General features: G+C 69.4%; 17 protein-coding genes and 1 pseudogene. 12 read left to right on the top strand and 6 right to left on the bottom strand.

What is annotated here, in order from left to right:
- Positions 1 to 57: 57 nt before the first annotated feature.
- The 3 genes from ACFV61_RS20810 to ACFV61_RS20820 all read right to left on the bottom strand — a co-directional run bounded on the left by ACFV61_RS20810 (position 58) and on the right by ACFV61_RS20820 (position 3998).
- Complete coding sequence (locus ACFV61_RS20810) at positions 58 to 1458, bottom strand: glutamine synthetase family protein (RefSeq protein WP_380493170.1); 1401 nt, start codon at positions 1456 to 1458, stop codon at positions 58 to 60.
- Positions 1455 to 2951 (bottom strand): amino acid permease, encoded by a 1497-nt coding sequence (locus tag ACFV61_RS20815; RefSeq protein WP_380493173.1) that lies wholly within the window; start codon positions 2949 to 2951, stop codon positions 1455 to 1457. The genes ACFV61_RS20810 and ACFV61_RS20815 overlap by 4 nt, the downstream gene beginning before the upstream one ends.
- A 66-nt stretch (positions 2952 to 3017) precedes the next feature.
- Positions 3018 to 3998, bottom strand: coding sequence for a hypothetical protein (locus ACFV61_RS20820; protein ID WP_380334338.1), 981 nt, complete (start codon positions 3996 to 3998; stop codon positions 3018 to 3020).
- A gap of 248 nt (positions 3999 to 4246) precedes the next feature.
- Here ACFV61_RS20820 and ACFV61_RS20825 point away from each other — a divergent pair, with 248 nt between their 5' ends.
- Positions 4247 to 5605, top strand: coding sequence for a helix-turn-helix transcriptional regulator (locus ACFV61_RS20825; protein ID WP_380493175.1), 1359 nt, complete (start codon positions 4247 to 4249; stop codon positions 5603 to 5605).
- Here ACFV61_RS20825 and ACFV61_RS20830 read toward each other — a convergent pair.
- The 3 genes and pseudogenes from ACFV61_RS20830 to ACFV61_RS20840 form a co-directional block, all read right to left on the bottom strand.
- Positions 5583 to 6977: a S9 family peptidase gene (locus tag ACFV61_RS20830; RefSeq protein ID WP_380493178.1), complete on the bottom strand. Its 1395-nt coding sequence runs from the start codon at positions 6975 to 6977 to the stop codon at positions 5583 to 5585. The two genes, ACFV61_RS20825 and ACFV61_RS20830, sit on opposite strands and share 23 nt — an antisense overlap.
- A gap of 667 nt (positions 6978 to 7644) precedes the next feature.
- Positions 7645 to 7833, bottom strand: a pseudogene (locus ACFV61_RS20835) (hypothetical protein); the annotation flags it as partial.
- 161 nt (positions 7834 to 7994) lie between these two features.
- The gene (locus ACFV61_RS20840; protein WP_380493180.1) at positions 7995 to 9050 is read right to left on the bottom strand and encodes a helix-turn-helix transcriptional regulator; all 1056 of its coding nucleotides are present in this window, start codon (positions 9048 to 9050) and stop codon (positions 7995 to 7997) included.
- A 177-nt stretch (positions 9051 to 9227) separates the two neighbouring features.
- On the opposite strand from ACFV61_RS20840, the gene ACFV61_RS20845 reads away from it, so the two are divergent.
- The 11 genes from ACFV61_RS20845 (at position 9228) to serS (ending at position 20405) form a co-directional block, all read left to right on the top strand.
- Positions 9228 to 9365 carry a hypothetical protein gene (locus tag ACFV61_RS20845; protein ID WP_167745851.1) on the top strand — a complete coding sequence of 46 codons (138 nt, stop codon included), beginning with the start codon at positions 9228 to 9230 and terminating at the stop codon, positions 9363 to 9365.
- Positions 9366 to 9379: 14 nt separating this feature from the next.
- A complete protein-coding gene (locus ACFV61_RS20850; RefSeq protein ID WP_380334351.1) occupies positions 9380 to 10570 on the top strand; it encodes a cupin domain-containing protein in 1191 nt (396 codons plus the stop codon).
- Between the two features lie 29 nt (positions 10571 to 10599).
- Entirely contained in the window at positions 10600 to 11412 is an 813-nt protein-coding gene (locus ACFV61_RS20855; RefSeq protein WP_380334354.1) for an aldo/keto reductase, read from the top strand.
- Positions 11393 to 12241, top strand: coding sequence for a hypothetical protein (locus ACFV61_RS20860; protein WP_380493183.1), 849 nt, complete (start codon positions 11393 to 11395; stop codon positions 12239 to 12241). Before ACFV61_RS20855 ends, ACFV61_RS20860 begins: the two co-directional genes overlap by 20 nt.
- A 44-nt stretch (positions 12242 to 12285) precedes the next feature.
- Complete coding sequence (locus tag ACFV61_RS20865) at positions 12286 to 13005, top strand: class I SAM-dependent methyltransferase (protein ID WP_380334359.1); 720 nt, start codon at positions 12286 to 12288, stop codon at positions 13003 to 13005.
- A 543-nt stretch (positions 13006 to 13548) separates the two neighbouring features.
- The gene (locus ACFV61_RS20870; RefSeq protein ID WP_380493186.1) at positions 13549 to 14679 is read left to right on the top strand and encodes a radical SAM protein; all 1131 of its coding nucleotides are present in this window, start codon (positions 13549 to 13551) and stop codon (positions 14677 to 14679) included.
- Complete coding sequence (locus tag ACFV61_RS20875) at positions 14676 to 15491, top strand: hypothetical protein (RefSeq protein WP_380334364.1); 816 nt, start codon at positions 14676 to 14678, stop codon at positions 15489 to 15491. The genes ACFV61_RS20870 and ACFV61_RS20875 overlap by 4 nt, the downstream gene beginning before the upstream one ends.
- 118 nt (positions 15492 to 15609) lie before the next feature.
- On the top strand, positions 15610 to 17322 hold the full coding sequence (locus ACFV61_RS20880; protein WP_380493189.1) for a carbamoyltransferase: 1713 nt from the start codon (positions 15610 to 15612) through the stop codon (positions 17320 to 17322).
- A complete protein-coding gene (locus ACFV61_RS20885) occupies positions 17319 to 18125 on the top strand; it encodes a hypothetical protein (protein ID WP_380493192.1) in 807 nt (268 codons plus the stop codon). Before ACFV61_RS20880 ends, ACFV61_RS20885 begins: the two co-directional genes overlap by 4 nt.
- A 112-nt stretch (positions 18126 to 18237) precedes the next feature.
- Positions 18238 to 18681 (top strand): NUDIX hydrolase, encoded by a 444-nt coding sequence (locus tag ACFV61_RS20890; protein ID WP_380493193.1) that lies wholly within the window; start codon positions 18238 to 18240, stop codon positions 18679 to 18681.
- Positions 18682 to 19106: 425 nt separating this feature from the next.
- The gene (serS, locus tag ACFV61_RS20895; RefSeq protein ID WP_380493195.1) at positions 19107 to 20405 is read left to right on the top strand and encodes a serine--tRNA ligase; all 1299 of its coding nucleotides are present in this window, start codon (positions 19107 to 19109) and stop codon (positions 20403 to 20405) included.
- Positions 20406 to 20462 lie beyond the last annotated feature (57 nt).

Raw genomic sequence — 20462 nt, forward strand, 5'->3', positions numbered from 1 at the left:
GGGTGGAACCGGGACCGCCGCGGGCTCGGGGGTGTGGCTCCGCGGCCGTCCCGGGGCTCAGGCCTGGGCGAAGCCGCGCGCGAGCTCGGCGTCGGTGACGCGGGCGGCGTGGTGGTCGACGTCCAGGCGGGCGAGGGAGGCGAGGTGGGCGACGACGTGGTCGCCCAGCAGCGCGGAGGCGAGGGGGCTGGTCTCGAACGCCTTGATGGCGTCCCAGGCGTGGCGAGGCACCTCGGGCAGGTCGTCGTCCCAGCCGGCGTCGCCGGTGACGGGCTCGCCGGGCGTGAGGTCTGCGGTGACGCCGTGGCGGACGGCGGCGACGACGGCGGCGAGTGCGAGGTAAGGGTTGGCGTCCGCGCCGGGCAGGCGCACCTCCAGGTGCAGGCCCGGTCCGTGGCCGACCACCCGCACCGCACAGGACCGGTTGTCCCGTCCCCACGCGATCCTGGACGGTGCGAACGGGCCCCCGAGGCGCTTGTAGCTGTTCACGTACGGCGCCCACATCGGTGCGCTGGCGGGCAGCACCTCCAGCAGCCCGGCGACGGCCCGCTCACCCAGCTCCGACAGGACGTGCGGGTCGTCGGCGCGGGCGAGGAGCGGCTCGCCTTTGGCCCACAGGGACAGGTGCAGGTGCATCCCGGAGCCCACCCTGTCCGCCGGGGCGGCCATGAACGTCGCCGCCATGTTCTGTCGGTCTGTCAGTGCCCGTGCGGCGTGCTTGAACAGCACGTGCTGCTCGCAGGCCTCCCGGGCCGGACCGTAGGGGAAGGTGACCTCGATCTGGCCGGGGGCGCTCTCCAGCTTGACCGCCTCGACGGGAAGCCCCGCCCCGGCCAGGGCCTGCCGCAGCGACCACGAGAACCCGGCCGCCGCGCTCGGCCGGTCGAGGGCGTAGTCGCGGTTGTCCCACGTCACCGGACGCAGCCCCCGCCAGTCGGCCGCAGCTGCGTCGGCGGCCGTGCACTCGTAGACGACGAACTCGGTCTCGATCCCGACCCGCACCTCGTAGCCCAGGCAGCGGAGTTGGTCGAGCTGCTCGTCCAGGATGGTCGCCGGGGCCAGCGGATGCGGCCGGTCACCATCGACGGGGTGGGCGAACACCACGGCGGTGCCCGGCTCCCACGGGAGCAGGCGGGCTCGGTCGAGATCGGGCATCAGCGTGATGTCGCCGAAGCCGGACTCCCAGGAGAACGTGCCGCTGTCCTGGGGCGTCATGCCCAGGTCCGTGCCGATCACGTACCTGCACATCTCCGGGCGGATCCGCCCCGACGCCAGCCGAGCCAGCAGCACCTCGGCCTCGAACTCCTTGCCCTTGAGGCGCCCCTGCGGATCGACGGTGGCCAGCATCACGGTGTCCAGGCCGAAGACCTCCACCAGCTCCGGCAGCCGGCCGACCGGCGCGGTGGTGTCGGCGGACGGGGCCGCGGGCGGGTGGGCGGTGCGCATCGCGGGCCTCATACGATCTGCTCCTCGACCGCGGCCAGCTGCGGATCCTGGACGACCGGCACGGAGAACCGCTTGCCGGCGAGCCGCCACCACAGCGCCGCCAGCGCCAGGACCACCAGCAGGGTGACGGGGGCGTAGTTGAACGTCTCCACGGTCATCGGGTAGCGCTGCGGCAGGCACACCAGCACCGTGAGCACGACCACCCACGCCACCGCGGCGATCCCGACTGGCCGGCTCCATCGGCCCAGGTTCCACGGCCCCGGGACGAAACGGTCCCGCTGTCGCAGCCGCAGGTAGACGGGCACGATGTACGACGGCGTCATCCCGATGACGTTGACGGCGGTGACCGCCCCGTACGCCGCCGCGTTCCACATCGACGGCACCGCCAGGACGAACGCCACCGCCACCGACAGCCACACCGCCGGCACCGGAACCCTGCGGGGCGACACCCTGCGCCAAGTTGCCGAGCCCGGCAGCGCGTTGTCCCGGGAGAACGCGTAGACCATCCGCGAGCACGCGGTGACCTCTGCGGATCCGCAGAACAACTGGGCACCGATCACGATCAGCAGCAGGGCCTTCGCCCCGGTGGTCCCGAGCGCGTCCAGGAAGACCTGCGCGGGCGGCACGTCCGCCGCAGCGGTGCCCGCGTAGTCCTGCACCGCGAACAGGAGCCCGGCCAGCAGCACGAACCCGGCGATCAGGGAGACCCAGATCGAGCGGACGATGCCCTGTGGTGCGGCGACCCGCGCGTTCGTCGTCTCCTCGCTCAAGTGGGCGCTCGCGTCGTAGCCGCAGAAGGTGTAGCCGGCCAGCAACAGGCCGACCGCCGACACATAGATCGGGTTCGACCAGCCGGTGTCGTTGGCGAAATGCCCGAACACCCAGGAGGGGGACTGGTGGTGGGAAGGGACGGCCGCGAGCACACCGACGATCACCAGTACGCCGCCGATGTGCCACCAGACCGAGATGCTGTTGAACAGGCTGACCGCCCGGACGGCGAAGACGTTCAGCAGGGCGTGCAGCACCAGGACACCGGCGAAGATCGCGAGGATCAGGCCAGGCGTCGCCTCCACCCCCCACTGCAGGTCGGCGAACGCTGCGATGAAGCTCGCGGCGCCGTAATCGATCCCGGCGATCCCGCCCAGCAGGCCCAGCAGGTTCAGCCAGCCCGTCGCCCATCCCCAGCGTGGGCCGCCCAACTGCCGGGCCATGTAGTAGAGCCCGCCGCTGGTCGGGTAGGCGGAGGTGACCTCGGCCAACGCCATGCCGACCAGCAGCACGGCCAGACCCACACCCACCCAGCCCCACATCATCACGACGGGGCCGCCACTGATCAGACCGAATCCGAACAACGTCATGCAGCCGCTGAGGACCGAGATGACCGAGAAGCTGACGGCGAAGTTGCCGAACAGGCTCATCCGGCGCACCAGTTCGGGCTCTATCCCGAGTAGCTGCAGATGGTCGTCATCCCCGTGGGGAAGGGGAACGCGCTCAGAAAGCGGCATGAGGAAGCCTCCGAGGAAGGTCGGTGGTGTCGGATCCCGGTTTGCTGACCGGGGAAGGCAGAGAGGTCAGCGGCTGGCGGCGCACGACTGGGCAAGGGCCTGCCGGAAGAGGTCGTCCGGCCGATCGCCGACGCTCACCCACGGCTGGGACGAGACGAAGGGCGACATCACCGCGAACACCTCGGCAGCATTGACGGGACGACGGGCCGCCCAGAGCGCGTGCGCCAGGTGGCTCTCGTCCACTACCGGCCACCGGCCCTGCTCGCCGGGCGCCGCCCGCCAGTTCTCGTACGCCCGAAGCACTGCGGCACGGACTCGCTCGTTCTTCGTCCACTGCAGCTCGACCGCATCCCCGCGCGGCGCCCGCCGATACTGGTCGACGAACACGTACAGCGGAAGGGCGTGCAAGGGCGAACCCGCCGGCGCGCCGGGAAGGAACGCCGCCAGGAACTCGCTCGCCGTGCCGGCGCTACCGCGGGCGAGCCAGACTCGGAGCATCCGGTGGAACGCCTCCCGGTTCCAGGGGTCAGCCCGTTGGGCCTGGGCGAGAAGCCCCCACGGTCCGGGCGGGAGCATCTGGTCGGGTGCCGGCACCCGATGCTCGGGACGGGCCTGGCTGAGGTCCAACTGCGCCAGGGCGAGCAGGCAGATCCACGGCACCGGGTCGTCGGCGAGCGTGGCCGCCGCGTCCCAGCACAGCTCCCGGGCCGAGTGCTCCAGCCGGGCAACCGTCCGGGGATCCGTCGGCTGAGCACTTGCCATGAGAGCCCGGTCCACCGCCGCCCGCGCCAGGAGAGTCACCAGGCCGACGCTGCCCGCGGCCTCGGCTCGCCAGTGGTTGAGGACATCCGTACGCGACGCGACAGCGGCGAGGACCTGGGTACGAGTCGTCCACACCGGCCAGTCGCCCCACGACTGCGCCAGCACCGCGCGGGCAGCCATCCAGCGCCCCTGCTGCAACTCCTCCACAGCCCCACGAAGCTCGCCGTCGTGGCCGCCAGGGTGCTGGACGAACCGACCTGGATCAAGGGTGAAGGCTGTGTCCACGGCCGGGTCCTTTCTGGAGGCGATGCCGATCGCACCCGAAACATGGGCGGGAGAGTAGGCAACCGTCGAGCCGCCGGATCCTGTGCGATGCTCGGGTCCGACCGGTGCTGCCGAATCTGGGCGGGTCATACGGAACCACCAGCCAAAGCCCCTGTGACAGTGCAGACTTGTTGCACCGTGCGGCGTTGATGTTGAAAATCTGCCCATGACCTGCGAAGTCAGCGGCCAAAATTCTCTGAGGGAGCGCAATGACGCGATGGGGACGGCTCGCCGTGTTGCGCAGGGCCGCCGGCTACACCCAGGAACAGCTGGCGACGGCGATGGATGTGGACCGGACGACAATCCACCGGTGGGAGAACGGCAAGGCAACACCGCGCCCATGGCAGATGCCGAGGCTCGCCAGACTCCTGAAGGCCTCCCAGGACGAGTTGCGCTCCGCAGTCTTCGGGAACCCGGATGCTGATTGCGCTCCCCGATCGGGAGCAGAGGTAGAGCGCGGCGAGTCCGCGGCGGCCGCGCTTTCGCTGCCAGGACCAGGAACCACCTGGAAAGGAGCCGCCTCCGAGCTCGGCGACGTGGGACCGCGGCTCGCCACGGTAGACGCCCTGATCGGCGACTGGGCATCCGTCAACTCGAAAGCTCCAGCTCCCGCTCTGTCGCTGCGGGTCACGGAAGAGGACGTCGTTGTCGCGGAGGGCATGCTCGGCATGTTCCGCCAGCTCGACCACACGCACGGGGCCCGTCAGCACTGGCAGCAGGTCAGCTCCTACATCGACACCGAACTCGAAGGCCTTCTGCGCCGGCCTGCCGTCGACGAACAGGTCGCGCGTCAACGTGCCCAGCTCACCGTCGGGTTCTGCGAGCTTGCCGGGTACCAGGCCGTCGACATCGGCAACCCCGACAGGGCCCTGGAGTACTACCAGCGCGCCTTGGCCCTGACGACGGCAACCGGCGATCAGGCGTACGGTGCCTACCTCGTGGCCGTGAACCTCGGGCACCTCGCCCTGCACCGCGGGACTCCGGAGACCGCCCTGCGGTGGGCCTCCTCCGCCCGCGCCGCAGCCGGTACCGCCGCGAGCCCGGCCACGCGCGCGGCCATCACGGCTGTCGTCGCCCGAGCGAGCGCCAGAATGCTCAGGGAGAACGAGGCGACCCGGCTGATCCTCGAAGCCGAGAAGCTCCTCGAAGCAGCCAGCATGGAAGACGAACCCACCTGGATCCGTTACTTCACCCACGCCTACCTCGCGGACGAGGCCGCCCACTGCCTCCACGACCTCGGCCGTGCGCCGGACGCCAGGATCCAGCTTGCCGACGCCCTCGGAGGCATCGGCAAGGACAAGGTCCGTCGGCGCGCGATCGATGCTGCTCTGCTCGCCGCGACCTGGCTGCGCAGCGGGGACGTCGACCAGGCGTGCGCGGTCGGCCGCGATGCCGTCGTCTACGCTGCCCGGACAGGATCGGGACGATGCGTCGAGCGGGTGGCCAGCATCCTGGCCGACCTGCAGACACATGCCGACTACGTTGCGGTCCGGGAACTGCGTGAGTTCGCCCGGGCCGTACTGCCGGACGCCGACAAGCTGGCGGTCACGCTGGCAGGCGGCTCATGATGCCTCGGTAGAAGTCGAGTTCGGCGCGGAGTGCCTGCTCCCGTGCCAAGGGCGCCGACAGGTAGTGGTCGCCGCCTTCCAACAGCAGGCTGTCATGCTCACCGCCTCGGCCGGCCAGCTCCTCGGCGAAGTGCATGGCCTCCTCCGCAGACGTGATCGTGTCGGCGGAGCCGTGGATCACCAGCACAGGGCAGCGGACCCACTCGGGCTTCACCGCGCCGGCCGGCCCTCGCAGCGCAGCTGCGTGCGGACGTTGAAACGCCGGAACAGACAGCTCCCACAGAGCGGGGTCGATGATCGCCGAGATGGCCGTCGCGGCAACGAACGGTCCCGGACGGCACGCTGCCTGGAGCGCCGTGTACCCGCCCGCGCTCGCCCCGCTGATGAACACCTCTCCGGGGGTCGCCTGGCCGAGCGTCAGGAGATGTTCTGCGACGGCCGCGCAGTCGTCGACGTCGTAGGTGCCCCAGTGGGCATGCAGCGACTGCCGGAAGGCGCGTCCCTGACCCGTACTGCCGCGGTAGAGAACTTCGGCGACGGTGAAGCCGTGGCTGACGAAGTACTGAGTGACCCAGTCCAGCCGGAGGGGGACGTCGTCCGTCGGACCGGGATGGGCCCGCACGAGGAGAGGCCCCGGCCGCGTGTCTCCGGGCGGCAGGTGCAGCAGGAAGCGTACCGGCCCACCCGGACCCGCGATGGTCTCGACCGAGGGCGGAATCGGCGTCCAGGGCACAGGGAACTCGGAAGCCTTGCCCACCGGGAAGGCCTGGGCGTCCGTCCGCGCTGCCAGGTCGACTGACCAGATGGCCGGCGGGCTGCTCGCAGTGGAGCCGACCACGGCCAGGAGACCGCCATCGACGGTGACGTACGGCTTCACGGACGTGAGATTCGAGCCGACTTGTCGCCGACCGCCATCGGCGTCGACGGCGAGCAGCTCGATGGTGAATCCGTTCATCACCGTCAGCACGATGGTGCCGTCGGCGGCGAATCCGTACGACTGGTAGCCGCCTTCCCAGGGCGCCGGCGCGCAGTCCGCGTCGATCGGCGCGACCGGCTCCACCACGCCGTCGCGTAGTCGGTACAGGTTCCACCACCCTGTCCGGTCCGAGATGAAGTACAGCAGACCGTCCGGTCCCCAGGACGGCTGCACCGCCGACTCCCCGAGGCCGCCTGCCACAACGCGGCTCGGCCCGACGATGTCCGATCGGATGTCGGCCAGCACGAGGCGAGTGCTGTCCCACGGCATCTGGTCACGCTGCCACTCCACGTACGCCAGGGTGCCTGCCGCCAGCTGAGGAGAGCCGAGGAACCCGCGGGAGCGAACCAGGACCCGGGTGTGCCCGGCCCGGGACACAGAGATGATCTCGTCCACGGTGTCGTCCCCGCGAACCGCGAGCAGACCACCGCCCGGTGCCGGAGCGAGGTCTCCGTACTGCACGGACCCAACGACAGAGTCGATCCGCTCGGGCACGCGGCCAGCCGCTTGCCGAAGGAGGGAACCGTCGTCACCGACGAACCACACTCCCCCCGATGTCACCGCGAAGGCGCCGCCACCGTAGGCATGGAGCTGGCCTCCGACTGAGAAGTCGGGGGACGTCACCGCGACGGCCGTGCCTGACCGGTCGGCGCACATGACTCGTCGGCATCCACCGTGATCAGGATCCGACTGCAACCACCACAATGAGCCCGACGCCGACCGGAGCTCGTCGTACGCCACAACTTTCCGGGCCACCCACTCGGGCGGGAGCCCGATGCCGTCGGTCATACAGTCGAGGTCCTCTCAGCTGCGCTGCAGGCTGCTCGTAGGCTATCCGCCCGTCTGGAGAGCCACCGTACCCGGCAGTGGCCGAGGAAGCCTTCGAGGCCAACGACGGTGGCTCTCCCGTACGGGAGCTCAACGACGGGCGTGACGCACCCGACGATCAGTTGGACGCAGGCTTGGGGGCGTACCGCAGCAGCACGACGTCGCCGATCGTCCGAGCTTCCAGAAGTCCCATCCGTCGGCTGCTTCCACCGGGGTAGTCCGCCGGGTGGAGGAAGCGCGGTGCGGCGGCATCGGTGGTGTAGACGACCTTCTTGCCGCCGAAGTACCAGAACTTGAGGTCCCGGCTGAGGTCGCCGCTGGCGGAGATGGTGACCTTGAGGGGGTACTCGGGCTTGCCGGCCGCGATCCGGTCGGCGCGGCGCTTGTCGCTGTTGACCAGCAGGCGGGGGTTGTCGCTGTTGACCAGCAGGCGGGGGTTGTCGCTGTTGACCAGCAGGCGGGGGTTGTCGCTGCGCAGGGTGTTTCCGCCGATATCGCCTTCTCGAAGCCGGATGCCGCCTCACGGTGGCGCCCCAGGGACGACAACGACCGGGCGCGCTGGGCCTCCACGTAGGCCTCGTTGAGTCACCGGCCTCGGCCGAACGGTGCCTCTGGCGGCTTGGCGAGCAGCACGAGAGCTTGGTCGAAGGCGCGCTGGGCTGTCCTCTCGTCGCCGAGCAGCGCGTGTCCGTGGGCCGCGTACACCGCCCCCATGGCGTTCAACCGAGTTCCCGCGCCGGCCAAGCGCTGGGCCGCGGCGGCGAGGTCGATCGCCTCGATGGAGTCCTGCATGTCGCCGGCGAGCTGGGACTTCCGCGCCATGATGTAGGCGGTCAGCTCCTGCTCGCCGGAGGCGCTCGCCCAGTCGACGGCGCGGTCCGCCCAGTACTGGGCGGCACGGTGATCGCCGCTGTCCTGGTAGAGCCAGCTGCAGAACTCGGCGTACTCGGCCTGCACTTGCAGAAGGTCGTGCCGGTCTCGGCCGGAGGCCTCGCGGCGAAGATGCTGGATGAGGCGCACGTGCTCCTGGGCCGTGGCGACGACCTCGCGAGGCCCCAGGACGTTGTCGCACTCGACCAGTGACCTGCGGAGCAACCGTATGTTCTCGACCGGGTGGATCTCAGTGGAAAGCGCCGGCGGGACGGCCCAGGGGCCGGGTGCTGCGGATCTCTCGGAGGGTGTGACGCCCAGGACAGCGGTGCCGGCCCGCAACAGGGGCCGACGCGGCAGGCTCACGAAGACGATCCTCCCGTCGACCGTCCGGCAACCGACCCGGACGCCGCCGTCCATGACGGCCATGGACGCCACGCCGGCCCTGGTCTCCTCGGCACCGGCCGCCTCCATTTCCGGTGCCGCAGCTTGCCGGCCAGCTCCATCCGGCAGAGAAGTACCCTGCACCGGCCCCATGTTGCCGGTTGGACCGGTCCGCCCAGGAGCGTCCAGCAGGGCCTCGGAGAGTTCCTGCTGGTCAACTTTTAACAGCTCGGCGAGCTTCGGCATCTGCCACGGACGGGGCACAGCCTGACCGCGATCCCACCGGCCGGCCGTCGTCCGGTCGACCCCCATCGCGACCGCGAGGGACTCCTGCGTGTACCCCGCGCTCATGCGCAACGTGATGAACCGCTCGCGCTGTGCCCCCATCGCCCGTCCCCAAGAATGCCGGAACCCGCTTGCGCCAGAAGGTGCCAGGCCAGCGGACGCTTTGCCACACAGATGCAGCGTCAATGCAGCAATTCTGCTCTGTTCAAAGACGGTTCGCAGCGATTTCGTAGAGCTCGCCGGACACCACGGCGATACCACTGGAAGGAAGGACAAGGCATGGAGAGCACCACGCCCGCCGTTCACGACGACGAGGGCGGCCTGCTGGTCGCCGTCCGCAACATCCGAGCCGCCCGCTCCCGGGCCGACGTGCCGTCCGACAACACCGGCGGCCGATCCGACCAGAACGACACCTGAGCAGGACGCCCACGATGCCTGAGACCGCCTCGTGGGCGGTGCGCCTGGGTGGGGACCAGTTCCTCACCCAGGCGCTCCACCGCTCCTGCGCCGTGTTCCCCGCAGATGGAGCCGACACCGCTCCCCTCCTGTCCTGGGACGATCTGAACACCATCCTCGCCACCCACCGCATCGAGCCGCCCCGGCTGCGGCTCTCGCAGGACGGCCAGACCGTCCCCGTCAGCCGGTACTCGACGCCGACCACCAACCGACGCGGGGTGACCTGGAACCGGCTACACCCCGCCCAGCTGCACGCCAGGCTCGCCGAAGGTGCCTCCCTCGTCGTGGACGCGATCGACGAGATCCACCCGCCGATCCGAAGCGCAGCCGAGGACCTGGAACGCTTCGTCGGCACAACCGTGCAGACCAACGCCTACGCCTCCTGGACCGAGCAGGAGGGCTTCGGCCGGCACTGGGACGACCATGATGTCGTCGTGGTCCAGCAGTACGGGGCGAAGCGCTGGCGGTTGTGGGAGCCGACCCGGCAAGCACCCACCTTCCGCGACGTGGACTCACCGGAGGAGCCCGAAGGCGAGCCCGTCGCGGACCTCGTCCTCCACCCGGGCGACGTCCTCTACCTGCCTCGCGGTTGGTGGCACAGCGTCACCGCCGACCAGGGCACGGAGTCGCTGCACCTCACGTTCGGGCTCGTCGCCCAGACCGGTGCCGCCCTCGTGGGGTGGTTGGTGGACGAGCTGCACGAGAGCACCGTCCTGCGGATGGACGTCCCGCGCCACGCCGAGGCGGACGCGAAGGCCACCTACCAGAACGGCCTGCGGACCGCGGTACTCACCGCACTGTCCGACCCCAACCTGATCGATCGCTGGGCACGGTCCACCGGCACCACCCACTTCGGCCGACTGGCACCGTCCCTGCCATACGTGGACACCCTTTCTGCGGACAGGGAGATCGCGGTGCGACTCACCGCCCCGCGCGCCGAACTCACCAGCAACCCGGAGGCCGGAACCGTCACCCTGTCCGCTGCCGGCACCGCGTGGGACTTCGCCGAGCGCGCCAGCCCCGCCCTGCAGATCCTGCTGACCGGGGACACCGCCAGCATCGCCGAACTCGCCGACGCCGCGGGCCTGGAGGTCAAGGACGTGGCCGGCGTCCTGACCGCCCTGGTCCAGGGCCAGGTCCTCGCCGTCGTCAAGGCCGACCGGTGAGCCCCGTTCTCGGCCTGGGGACCTACCGGGTGCGCGCTGCCGGCGACGCGGCGCGCACTGCCCTCATGGCCGGAGCCCGATGGATCGACACCGCCCCCAACTACGCCCACGGCCAGGCGCACCGTGACCTCGCCCCCGTCCTCGCCGAGCACCCGCACGCCAAGGTGACGACGAAGACCGGCTTCCACCCGGGCGGCCGCCACAGCCTCGCCCCCGTGGACGTCCGCGCCCAGACCGAGGAATCGCTCGCCGTGCTCGGCCGTGCCGACGTCGTGTTCGTCCACAATCCCGAGCGGTCGAGCCACGACCGGAACCAGCTGCACCGCGATATCAGGGCCGCGTTCGCGGTGCTGGAAGAGTTCGCGGACGTTGGCCGCATCGGGGGCTACGGCATTGCCACCTGGTCCGGCTTCACCGAGCAGGCGTTCACGGTCGCCGAGCTGGCTGGACTGGCGCGGGAGGCCGCCGGATCGACGGACCACCACCTGGCCGGTGTACAAATGCCGGTCAGCCTCGTCATGGCCGAGCCTCTCGCCCTGGCCCTCGACGGTGCTGGGCCGCTCGTCCACGCGCGCGACGCCGGAATCACCACGTTCGCGTCCGCGCCCCTGCACGGCGGTGAACTACCGGGCCTGATGACACCCGAACTGGTGAACCTCATCGCGCCGGGATCGACCCCATACACCGCCGCGTTCCAGGTCATCGGAGCGTGCCCGGCGCTGGACGTCGTCCTCACCTCGACCAGCACCCGTCAGCACTGGGACGATGCCTGGGCAGCTCTCGCCGAACCGATCCCCGACAAGCGACTCAGGACGGTGCTCGATGTCCTTTCAGCCGGATGACGACACCCGACACAACCTGACGGCAGCGCACGAAAAGGCGGCGGCCTTCCTCGGCCTCGTGTGCACCGGACCGGCGGTCTTCGGCACCTCCGGAACCACCATCGGCCGGCGAGCCGAGAGTATCTGGCTTCGGGTCTCCAGAAACAGCCGTTACCGGGCGCCCCGACCGACCGGTCAGGGAGCCCTCGGTGCGGAACAGCTCATCCCCGCCTCCGTCCCGCGACCCCGGCTCCACAACACCGCGGACTGGACCGAGACCGGCTGGTTCTACCAGGCTGACGTCTTTGACCTGGTAGGTCCCGCGGTCTCCTCCACGCCGGATCTTCGCGACGATCCTGGCCTGGACGACGGCTGGTGGAGCGCGCTGAAGGACGCGCTGGCCGGCATCGCGGAAGCACCCAGCGCGAAGATCACTCTGCGCCAGACGTGGGTCGAACAGGTCTTCCCGAAGTACCTCGGCATCCCGGCCCCGGCCGAAGTCGAGCGGACCACCGGGCACGGTGACCTCCAGTGGGCCAACCTGACCACCGGGCCGCTCAAGATCCTCGACTGGGAACGGTGGGGCCTGGTGCCGATCGGCTACGACCCCGCAGTCCTGTGGGTCAGCAGCCTGCTCGTGCCCGAGGTCGCGGACCGCGTCCGCGCGGACTTCGCCGACATCCTCGACACTCCTGCCGGACGTGTCGGTCAGCTGATCGCTCTCGCGGAGATGCTCCAGGCTGTCGATCGGGGGTACTACCCAGAACTTGCCCCTCTCCTCGCTGACCGGGCATGCGAGCTGACTGGGGTTACCCCGCCGCAGGGCACGGACCCCGGCCTCGTCAGGTAGACCATGGACCAGCAACAAAGCTAGCGAACAGGGAAGGAGTGCGCATGGACTCCATCGCGCGCCCTCCGGGCGGTCACGACGCCGAGGACATCGCGAGCGCGAAGGAGCGAGGCTGGCGCGATCTGGCGCCAATCGACGACGCCTACCAGGCGGGCGAGATCACGGTCGCCGAGTGGCACGCGGCTGTCCTGGACGTTCTCGAACCGGCCTACCTCAACGGCGACAATCCGCGGGCCCAGTCCGGCCACAGCGGCGACGAGAAACGCTGGCGAGAAGCCCGCGGCCTGCTCGTCGACCTTCTCCCGCTCCACGGCGGGACGTTCCTCGACGTCGGGTGCGCCAACGGACACCTGATGGAGAGCCTGACCGACTGGGCGGCTGAGGTAGGGATCACCATCGAGCCCTACGGAGTGGAGATCTCCACTGCCCTCGCCGACCTCGCCCGATCCCGCTGCCCGCAGTGGGCGCATCGGATCTGGACCGCCAACGCGATGGGCTGGAAGCCTCCGCATCGCTTCGACGCCGTCCGCACCGGCGTGGACTACGTACCGGTAGACCTGCGTGGAGCGTACGTAGCCCATCTGCTGGACCATGTCGTCGCCCCGGGCGGCCGATTGATCATCGGCGTCTACAACGAGGAACGGCACCAAGTCACAACGGCAGACCTGCTGCGGTCCTGTGGCTACACCCCGGCCGGTACCACCACAAGAGACCACCGGCACCCCAAGATCCAGTACAAGGGTCTGTGGCTGGCCAACGCTTGAGCAAGCGCTTCGTTGCCGGCGCTGGGGCACGCGCCCTCCAGCGCCCTGATTGGCAGCGTGCTCTTCTCGGCAGGCCGGTACGTCGGCAAACAGCCAGCCACCGCGCGTAACGCTGGCACGGAGGCCAGAGCCTCGCCCATGTCGGTGTCGAGCTCGCCGTCTTCGTGAATACGGCAGTTGGGCCTTTGGGCCTAACGTCATCGCGCCCTGGCGGCTCGTAGCAATAGCGGGACGAGCAGCATGCACCTCCCTCGGTAGACCCCCGATCCGGTCCCGCCGTCACTCGCAGTGCGGCGCGATCCTGCTCCGCGCTGCCACCGCGCGGGAGACGCCAGGCAGCCCCCACTGGATACGTTTCGGGACGTCCCCAGAGCGTCCCGAAACGTGGTTGGAAGGCACCTGGTAGACCCGCCAGAATCGGGAGAATTCTCCGTTCTGACGGCGCAGGAGACTCTGAGTCTGGAAAACAGCACCCACTTCTGGGATCGGTTCAATCCGCGTAGCTCTCTTCCTGGACGCTATTCACCTGAAAGGCAGGTGCCCATGAAGCACGAAGCCAGGCAGACATCCCTGAAGGTGATGGACAACCGGTACTCGCCCGGTATGCGCAAATGGAACCTCCGGTTCGGTATCACGTCCCGCTGCAATATCCGCTGCAAGTACTGCCTGCCGGAGGGGAAGCAGGGAGTCATCGTTCAGCCTTCGCTGAAGGAGGCGATCGAAGTCCTGCAGGCCGGCTACGACATCGGCTTCCGGCGGGTCCACTACACCGGTGGAGAGCCGACCGTGAGGCGCGACTTCGTGGATCTGCTGCGCGCCGGCAAGGAGATCGGCTACGACCAGCAGATCGTCACGACCAACGGCTACCGCCTGCACCACTTCATCGAGGAGGCGGTCGACGCCGGCCTGACCCGGGCGATCGTCAGCATCGACACCCTGGACGAGCAGCGCAATCTGCTGATCACCCGCCGGGGCTTTCACAGTGACACCCTGCGCAGCATCGAGCGTTCGGTCGAGCTGCTGCCGACCCTGACGAAGATCTCGTGCGTGACGATGCGCGACACCCTTCACGAGCTGCCCGCCTTCATCGACTACGCCCGGGAGCTGAACAACAGCGGAGGGGCGGGCCAGCTCGCGATCAAGCTGAACCAGTTCTTCCCCTCCAACCCCGCCCAGCTCGGTGCCGAGGGCGAGGCATTCTGGAAGAACCAGTTCGTGGAGGAGCCGGCAATCCTCGCAGCGCTCGCGAAAGCAGGTGAACTGCGCCCGGTACGGCGGGAGTCGATCGAGGGCGACAACCCGAGCTACAACTACTACGAGATCGGCGACACCGGGGTGAAGGTCGCGGTGCTCGCGATGTTCTCCTGGGACTATCCGTGCGGCGGCTGCTGGAAGCTGCGGATCAGCCCGAACGGGATGACGACGGTCTGCATCAGCCAGAAGAACCCTCCTGTGCTGTGGGGGATGTCGCTGGACGAGAAGCGTGAGACGTTCAAGCGGCTGACCGGCTACCGCGACAGCGAGCAGTTCGACATCGATAACCCGAACCGCAAGCACTACCGCGACCAGCTGGGCGAGCTGCGGTTCGACAAGGTCGTCGGCGAGCAGAAGTCGATCGCGCACTTCCGCACCATCTTGACCCGTGAGGCGCTGGAAGCACGGGGTGAGATGTGACGGACCTGGAACGCCTGTGCTTCGGTACCTCGACGTTCGTGGCCGGCCGTCTGCTGCCTGGCAAGGACTCCCGGCCCGGACTGGAAGCGCTGCGTACCGCGCTGAGGGCCGGGGTGCGCATAATCCACTCCAACCCGCACCTCGGCACGCAGTGGGCGGTGCGGGAGGTGCTGGACGAGGTCGGCCCGGTTGCCGGGCTGCGCCACCTGGTCAAGGCGGAGTGCCCGCTGCGAGGGGATCTCGAAGCGCGCATCAACACGGCCATCGAGATGTCCACTGGCCAGCTGGGCATCGGCCGGATCGACGCCGTGGTGCTGCAAGTCGATCTCAAACGCACAGAGCGAACCGGACTGCTCAATGATCAGGCGGCGTTGAGGGAGTTCTACCGGTGTGGCGCCCAGGTGGCGTTCGCCTCCGGCCGGATCGACGCGGTCTACGCCTACTGCCATGGCCCTGCGGCCGTCCGCGCTGCCCTGCGGGAGGAGCCGATCACGGCCGTCGCTGCCCAGTACCACCTCGCTTCACCCTGGCCGGTCTCCCATCTGGCCCAGATCTCGCAGGCGGGCCGCGGCTTCGTCGGGATGTCGCCGCTCAACCGCGGTGCACTGATCGACCCGCTCGCCCGCACTGGCAGCGGCAGACTCCGCCCTCTCGCCTGGGTGCTACGTGATCCGCGTGTGGAGACCATCGCCATCACCATGTCCTCACCGGAGCACGTCAACGAAGTGATCGACACCGTCCGGAACTCGCAACGCTCAAGGCACTCCGGTCCCCGCGCCGGCAGCACCGGGCTCAAGGAGGCGGTCCTGTGATTGACCTCGCCCCGCCACGAACGGCCCCCGAGAGCCACGTCCAGGCCGACAGCATGATCTACGCCCCCAGAACCCAGCGCCCGTGCATGGGAGGCCGTGAGCGGATCGGCAGGCGCTGTTGACTCTGACTCTGGGGCTGAACTTCGGTACCCACGACGCGGCGGCGGCCATCGTTCACGACGGGACGGTGGTCGCCGCCGTTGAAGAGGAGCGCCTGAATCGGATCAAGAACACGAAGGCGTTCCCCGAGCAGGCGATCCGGGCCTGCCTGGACCTGGCCGGCGCCCACCCGCAGGACCTCGACCAGGCAGCGCTGTTCGTGGACCCGAAGCTCCACCTCCTCCTGGCACCGTCGAACCTGCGCTACGGCACGCCGGCGTCGATCGGCTCGCTGCTGTCCGACCTGGACAAGTACCGCACGCGCCGCCGGCTGCCTCACGTAGTCCGTCGCAGCGGCCTCTTACCCGGCCACCTGCCGCTCATACCCGTGCCGCACCACCGGGCGCACGCCGCCAGCTCCTACCTGACCTCCCCCTTCGATGACGCCCTGGTCGTCACGCTCGACGGCCGCGGCGAGTACGAGACCGCTGCGATCCATGACGGCACCGACGGCCGGATGACGAGGCGCCATCACATCGTCTACCCGCACTCGTTCGGATACCTGTACAGCGCCCTGACCCGGTATCTCGGCTTCCGGCCGCAGAGCGACGAGTACAAGGTGATGGGCCTGGCAGCCTACGGAGGCCCCCGGTACCTCGACCAGATCCAGCGCCTCGCCTGGCTCGACCCGCGCACCGGCCGACTGCACCTGAACCTGCGCTACTTCGACCACCACCGTCGGCCCAGCGCCCAGCGCAACCTGTTCAGCCCGGCTCTGGTCGAACTCCTCGGGCCGCCCCGGCGTACCGAGGACGAGATCACCGATCGGCACCGCGACATCGCCCGCGCCCTCCAGCACCTTCTGGAGCAGCTGGTTGGTTCCTACCTCGCCTTCGCCCAGCGCCTCGTGCCGCGACGATCGCTCTGCCTGGCCGGCGGCGTCGCGCTCAACTGCGTCGCCAACGCCACGGTGATCGCCTCGGGCCGGTTCGACCGGATCTTCATCCAGCCTGCGGCCGGCGACGCCGGCACCTCCGTCGGCGCGGCACTGGCCACCGCGGTCAGCCCGGTCCGGCGCCCGCTGCGACACGCCTTCCTCGGCCCCTCTTACGACGAGGAGACCATCCGCTCGGCCCTGGGCGGCATCCCTGCCGGACGGTACCGGGTGTGGCGCACGGCCGAGCCGCATCGGGAAGCCGCCCGGCTGCTGAGGGCGGAGAAGGTGATCGGCTGGTTCCAGGGCCGCATGGAGTTCGGACCGCGGGCGCTGGGAGCCCGCAGCATCCTCGCCTCTCCTCAGCACGCCACGACGGCTTCCCGGATCAACGCCATGATCAAACAGCGGGAGGCGTTTCGCCCGTTCGCGCCGGCTGTACTGGCAGAACGCGCCGACGACTTCTTCGCCCTGCCGTCGGCCGGCGCACTTCTCTACCCGTACATGCTGGCGACCGGCACGGTGCGCCAGCAGCAGCGGGATCGCCTTCCAGCCGTGGTCCACGTGGACGGCTCCGCCCGGGTCCAGACAGTGCACCGGGAGACAAACCCCTTGCTGTGGAACGTCATCGACGCCTATCACCAGCTCTCGGGTCTGCCCGTCGTGCTGAACACCTCGTTCAACGGCGCGGACGAGCCGATCGTCTGCACCCCGGGCGATGCGGTCGCGACCGTCCTGCGGTGCGGCCTGGACGCACTCGTGGCCGGCCCGTACGTCATCGAGGAGACCACCCGGTGAACCACCCCGGCGGCATCATCCCCGCCCCGTTACGCATAGCGGTGGAACGAGAGTTCGGCCCCGTCCTCCACGTCGAGGAGCGCCCAGGCGGCCACACCCCCGGCGTCTGCGCCGCCCTCACCCTGACCCACCGACGCGTCTTCCTCAAGGCGATAGCCGTCTGCCACCCATTCTCGAAGGACCACCAGCTGGAGGCCGGAATCAACTCCGTCCTGCCACCCGACCTCGGACCCCGGTTGCTGTGGTCCGACACCGTGGACGGCTGGCTCGCACTCGTCTTCGAGCACGTCGACGGGCGCCACCCGGATCTGAGCCCGCGCTCACCGGACATCCCGATGGTCCTGGAGAAGATCAGCATGCTGATCGACGTCCTGACCCCGAGCCCGTTCGCCGGTGCCGCTCCTATCGGCGACCACCGTGCCTACCGGGCGGTGCCGGCGGAAATCCTTGCCGGTGACACGCTGCTCCACTGCTCCCCGCGACCGGACAACCTGATCATCAACAGCGAGGTTCACGTGATCGACTGGGGCTCCAGCCGCTTGGGGGCAGGCTGGTTGGTGGCCGCGTTCATGGTGCCGCACTTCATCGTGGCCGGGCACAGCCCCCGCTGCGCCGAAGCACTCGTCCAGACCGTCCCGGCCTTCAAAGCGGCGCCGCGCGAGGCTGTCACGACCGTCGCCCGGGTCCTGGCGACCTACTGGAGCAGCCGCATCGACCACTACCCGCCTGGCGCCCTGTACGACTACCGCGTCCGGGCCGCCCACGCTGCCGGCAGCTGGGCGGATCACTGCGACACGCCGTAGACGGGCAGTTGGCCTGCGGCGGTCCCCGCCTCAGGCCGACCACGGCACGAGAATGACCCTCACCCGTATCGGCCCAGCTCACCCTGAGCGGTCCGGACCTCAGGAGCAGCGCATGTGCCGCAACGTCCCGCCGTCCGTCCTTGCCCCTGTAGAGGATGCTGCTCGTGACGGCATCGAGCGCTTCGGTGCTGGGTGCCTGATCCGCGACCGTGGCCGGGTCCTGCTCCTTCGACGGAAGCAGGGCGACTGCATGGCGGGCTTGTACGAGCTTCCGTCCGGAGGCGTGGAACCCGGTGAGAGCGTGGAGGAGGCCGCTCTGCGGGAGACCCTGGAGGAGTGCGGTCTGACGGTGACGATCACCGGCTACCTGGGCTCCGTCGACTACACCAACCGCAAGGGGCAGCGAGGCCGGCAGTACGCCTTCACCGCCACCGCGCCAAGCACCGAGCCCATCATCCTGAGCGAGCACGACGACTTCGTCTGGGCTTGGCCGAATGCCCTGCCGAACGTCTCGGACGCGGTGCGCGGGCTGATCGCGCTGGCCGAGCGGCGCTGATCAGCTTCGGCAGCCGGCCCTCACGAGAACCGGCGGCAGGGGGCTGCTGAGCTGGCACGACAGCGATCCGCACCCATCGCCATGACGTCACTCAGGGTGATCGGCCGAATCTGGACGGCGATTCTGCGTTGCTCACGGCGCCCCGGGCGTTCTATCCTCTGGGCAACGCGCTGACGGAGACAAGTAGCCGCAGGGCACGCGAGCCGAGAGAGCTGCCGGCAGCTGGGAAGGCAGCCTCGCGTCCAGTGGTGAATCCCCTCCCGAGTGCGGGGAGGAACGGTCGGCTTCGGCCCAATGCCCCGCCGGTTCGCTCCCGTCATCGAGCTGTCGAGGCCGTCATCTCGGTGACGGCGAAGGCGTGGTGGCACCGCGAGTTCCCTTCTCGCCCACGCCCCCAAGGGATCACGTCGGACTCCGACTGATCGATGGGACCCGAAATGCTGGACATCACCGTGATCCGCGAGCACCCTCAGCGCATCGAACGCGCGCTGGCGAAGCGAGCCGTTCACATCGACCTCACCGCCTTCCTCGCCCTGGACGAGAACTACCGACACGGCACGACCGAGGTCGAGACGCTACGCGCCGAGCGCAAGCAGATCTCTCGCGAGATCGCGCGGCTCAATCCGACGGACCCGGCCGCGATCGCCAAACGCACAGAGGCAACCGAACTCGGCACCCGCCTTGCCGCACTCGAAGAGCAGCTCACCGCCCTGGCCGCCGAGCGCCAGGCGTTCCTTGACCAGCTGCCCAACCTGCCCGACGAGGACGTGCCGAGCGGCGGCAAGGAGCAGAACCAGGTCGTCCGCGAGTACGGCGCCCGGCCGGACTTCGACTTCGAGCCGCACAACCACGTCGATCTGGCCCGCCGGCTCGGGCTGATCGACTACGAGCGCGGCGTCAAGCTCGGTGGCACCGGCAACTGGGTCTACCGCGGCAACGGCGCGCTCCTCGAATGGGCGCTGCTCAACTTCTTCATCGAGACCCACGTTCAGGACGGCTACGAGCTGATCCTGCCGCCCCACCTACTGACCTATCAGGCCGGCTACACCGCAGGCCAGTTCCCCAAGTTCGCCGAGGACGTCTTCGCCCTCGAACAGGGTCCGGCCGGGCCGCAGCGGTTCCTGCTGCCGACCTCGGAGACCGCCCTGGTCAACCTCCACCGCGACGAGGTCCTGACGGAGGACGAACTTCCGCGCAAGTACGTCGCCTACTCGCCCTGCTACCGACGCGAGGCCGGCAGCTACCGCGCCGCCGACCGGGGAACCCTTCGCGGCCACCAGTTCAACAAGGTCGAGATGTTCCAGTTCGCGCACCCCGACCACTCTGATGCCGCCCACGAGGAACTCCTGACCAAGGCAGCCGACTTGGTCGAGGCGCTCGGCCTTCACCACCGAATCACCCGGCTGGCTGCCGAGGACACCAGCGCGTCGATGGCCAAGACCTTCGACATCGAGGTCTGGTTGCCCAGCATCGACGGCTACGTCGAGGTGAGCTCGGTATCGAACGCCCGGGACTACCAGGCCCGGCGCGGCAACATCCGCTACCGCCCCGCGGCAGGAAAGGCCGCCTACGTGCACACCCTGAACGGCTCCGGGCTGGCGACCAGCCGCCTGGTGCCGGCCCTGCTGGAACAGCACCAGCAGCCGGACGGCACCGTGACGGTGCCGGCGGTGCTGCAGCGCTGGCTCGGCTGCAAGTCCCTGACCCCAGCAGCACCCAGGTAGTCGTACCGGCGGCAGGCCCGGGATAGCACATCCGGGCTTGCCACGCAGGAGAGGCCA

The sequence above is a fragment of the Kitasatospora sp. NPDC059817 genome (assembly GCF_042731835.1).
Classification (GTDB): domain Bacteria; phylum Actinomycetota; class Actinomycetes; order Streptomycetales; family Streptomycetaceae; genus Kitasatospora.